Below are 3,418 nucleotides of genomic sequence, written 5' to 3' on the forward strand. Positions count from 1 at the left end.
GGACCATAAAGTGGAGCACGCCGAGAGCAACCCAATAAAGGCCTCGGACGGACTGCAATACCCACAGCAGCTTATTCATTCGACGAAACCCTTCCTCAAGTTGGCCTGCAACGATTGGAAACGTTACCTTACCTGGGGCATAGGGCTGAAATGTGACTGGCTCACCGAGTTGGAACTTTGTATCGCTCTGGCGGCTCCATCGATGCCTCTACTTACCAGTCGGGCTAGCGGGATTTGAACCCACGACCTCTTGACCCCCAGTCAAGCGCGCTACCAAGCTGCGCTATAGCCCGTAATTTCCAATAGTCTAACGCTTGCGTTTTTCGCGAACCCTCATGGATACCTCGATCGGGGTTCCCTCAAACCCAAAGCTCTCCCGCAGGCGCCTGACTATAAACCTTCGGTACTGAGGGTCCAAAAAGCCGGTTGTGAAAAGGATGAACTTAGGTGGCCTGGTTGAAGCCTGGGTTGCAAACAGAATCCTCGGCTGCTTGCCTCCCCTAACCGGGTGCGGAAACTCCATAGCGAGCTCCTGTATAAAGGTGTTGAGTTTTCCAGTTGGGATTCGAAGGTCCCAACTGTGAAGGGCTACCTCTAGAGAGGGCACGAGCTTCTCAAGGTGCCGGCCAGTAAGAGCAGAGATGTTTACCCTCGGGGCCCAGGCCACGTGAGCTAGGTCTTGCTCGATTTCTCGCTCTAAGTAACGTCTTCTTTCTTCATCTAACTGATCCCACTTGTTGAAGGCAAGCACCATTGCACGACCGGATTCAAGCGCCAGGTCAACGATTCGAATGTCACCTTCGCTGATTGGCTCGGTGACGTCAAACAAGATCACCGCGACCTCGGTTCGCTCAAGCGCTGCCGCAGTTCTAAGCGAGGCGTAAAAATCAGCTCCCTGAGCTAATTTGATGCGCCTTCTAATTCCCGCTGTATCAACAAAACGCCAAATCTTTCCGCCCAGCTCAATCTGCTCATCCACCGGGTCACGGGTGGTTCCAGCAATTTCACTCACCACCGCGCGAATGCTTCCAGCCGCCTTATTTAGTAGCGAGGACTTTCCAACATTTGGTCGACCAATTAGCGCGACTCTTCTGGGTCCGCCAAACTCCTGTTCGGCTACCGCCGAAACGCTTGGAAGTTTTGCCATTGCAACATCCAAGAGGTCCGCAACCCCGCGGCCGTGGACTGCCGAAACCGGGTATGGCTCTCCCAGTCCAAGCGACCAAAGCGCTGCAGCTTCCGGCTCTTGGCGGACATCATCGATTTTGTTGGCGACCAGAATCACGGGCTTACCAGAAGCTCTAAGCATCTTGACTACCCGCTCGTCGCTTGCGGTTGGACCCACCATGGCATCGACAACAAACAAAACCGCGTCGGATAGCTCAACCGCTACCTCGGCCTGAGCCGCAACAGCGGCATCAATTCCCTTGGGGTTTGGTTCCCAGCCACCGGTATCAACCAGGGTGAACTTGCGACCATTCCATTCGGCCTTGTATGAAACTCGGTCCCTGGTCACACCCGGGACATCTTCTACTACCGCCTCTCGGCGACCGATGATTCGGTTGACGAGGGCTGATTTTCCAACATTTGGTCGACCAACAATCGCAAGCACCGGAAGCGCTGGCAGGTAACCGGGAACGGCGTTGTCGTCTAGCTGAATATCGAGGAGGGCTAAGTCCTCTTCATCAAGCTCGTATTCGCTAAGGGAGCCGCGCAGCACGTCCGCGCGTGCTTGCTCGTCGAAGTTTTCTTCGTGCACCATAAATCCTTTAGCTTCATTAGTGGTTGATTAGATCAACCAGGGCAGCAACCGAACCGTCAAAGGAAAGTTCGGTGGTGTCCAGAAGAAAAACCCCAGGGGCCGGGTTTAGAAAATCAACCACTTTTGAGTCTTTCTTGTCTCGATCGCTTACTTGCGCCGAGATTGATCCGTCTGACTGCAGATCAACTGACCTTCTTCCAAGTCTAACTTCTTCGCTGGCAGTTAGCAGCACCCGAGTTTTGGCATCCGGCAGCACAACCGTCGTGATATCGCGCCCCTCAACGATGATTCCTGGGCTTTTGCAGTCATTGGCTATCGAGCGGGTGATTTCCCTCATAAACTCCCGAACCTTCGGTTGAGCAGCTACCTTACTGACGTTTAGCTCTACCTCTTTGGATCTGATGCCCACAGTTACGTCTTCATCGCCAACTCGAACAGAATAATTGGCCGGATCGGTGGAAATCTCGTATGGGAAGATCTTTACAAGATCCAGCTCTCCCACCGACTCAAGGTCAAAATTGTGATTCAGCGCGGTAAGGGTCAAAGCTCTGTATCCAGCTCCAGTGTCTAAATAACCAAATCCCAACTGTTGAGCTGCCGCTTTCGAAACGCTTGATTTTCCAGATCCAGCTGGGCCATCAACCGCAACTACTATTTGGCTCATCCGACTATTTTCCAACCGCGTGCAGAGAGCTCTTCAATGAGCTTTTGCTCAACTGCCGGAAGAACAAATAGCTCTGGTAAGCCAACCGCTGCTCCGGTAGCGTGCTCGAGGGTTAGGTCCTCAAGGTTTATTCCAACCTCACCGATTTCGGTGAGGAGTCTGGCAAGCTCTCCGGGCTTATCGTCGATCATCACTGTGACCTTTGCATATTCGGTGGGGCGCTGGCCGTGCTTGCCAGGAATCCGGGCAACTCCTAAGTTGCCTCGCTCCAGTAATTTTCCAAGGACGGCAAGTGAGCCGGGCTCATCAACTTTTTCAAGCGAGGAAAGCACGATATCTAAATCAGCCTTCAAGAAGCCAACCACCTTGGCAACTTGTTCGCTGTTGGCAGCCAGTATTTGAAGCCAAAGTTTTGGATCCGATGCTGCGATTCGAGTGGTGTCTCGAAGTCCCTGACCCGCCAGCGCAATGTCGCCCCCTTCTGACTCGGCCAACCTTGCTGCCATTAATGAAGAAATAAGCTGCGGAGCGTGGGACACCAACGCAACGGCTCGGTCGTGCTCGGCTGGGCTTAGGTGAATAAGGCTTGCGCCAAGATCAAGCGCTAGAGCCTCAACGGCATCGATGGCCTGCTTAGAAGAAGACTTATTGGCCGAGATAACCCAGGGGCGACCGATAAAGATATCCGACCTACCGGAAAGCGCTCCTGCCTGCTCGCGCCCCGCCATCGGGTGGGAACCAACGTACCGAGCCAAATCAGAAGAGGATACCTCTAGCTCCGACAAAATTGTGCCCTTAACGCTTGCCACATCGGTCACCACAGCCTCGAGGTGGTTTGAAAGTTCGCTCGAAATAACGCTCGCGGCAACATCGGGTGGGACACAAACCACAACCAGTTTGGGTTCAGTTCCTGATTCGAATTTCTCTCCGGCTCCAAAATCAACCGACAGTTTCAATACCTGCGGCGAGCTATCTACCAGCAGGACACGAAC

At 53.5% G+C, this 3,418-nt stretch carries 3 protein-coding genes and 1 tRNA gene; all 4 read right to left on the reverse strand.

Annotated elements, in window-relative coordinates:
• Nucleotides 1-219: 219 nt before the first annotated feature.
• A tRNA-Pro gene (locus tag WAO31_RS00155) sits at nt 220-293 on the reverse strand.
• Between the two features lie 14 nt (nt 294-307).
• A complete protein-coding gene (gene der / locus WAO31_RS00160; RefSeq protein WP_509588832.1) occupies nt 308-1,759 on the reverse strand; it encodes a ribosome biogenesis GTPase Der in 1,452 nt (483 codons plus the stop codon).
• Between the two features lie 19 nt (nt 1,760-1,778).
• Nucleotides 1,779-2,426 carry a (d)CMP kinase gene (cmk, locus tag WAO31_RS00165; RefSeq protein ID WP_509588834.1) on the reverse strand — a complete coding sequence of 216 codons (648 nt, stop codon included), beginning with the start codon at nt 2,424-2,426 and terminating at the stop codon, nt 1,779-1,781.
• Nucleotides 2,423-3,418, reverse strand: a 996-nt coding sequence (locus WAO31_RS00170) for a prephenate dehydrogenase (protein ID WP_509588836.1), incomplete at its 5' end; no start/stop codon positions are given. The genes WAO31_RS00170 and cmk, both read right to left, overlap by 4 nt.

The sequence above is a fragment of the Rhodoluna sp. genome (assembly GCF_049276775.1).
Lineage (GTDB): Bacteria > Actinomycetota > Actinomycetes > Actinomycetales > Microbacteriaceae > Rhodoluna.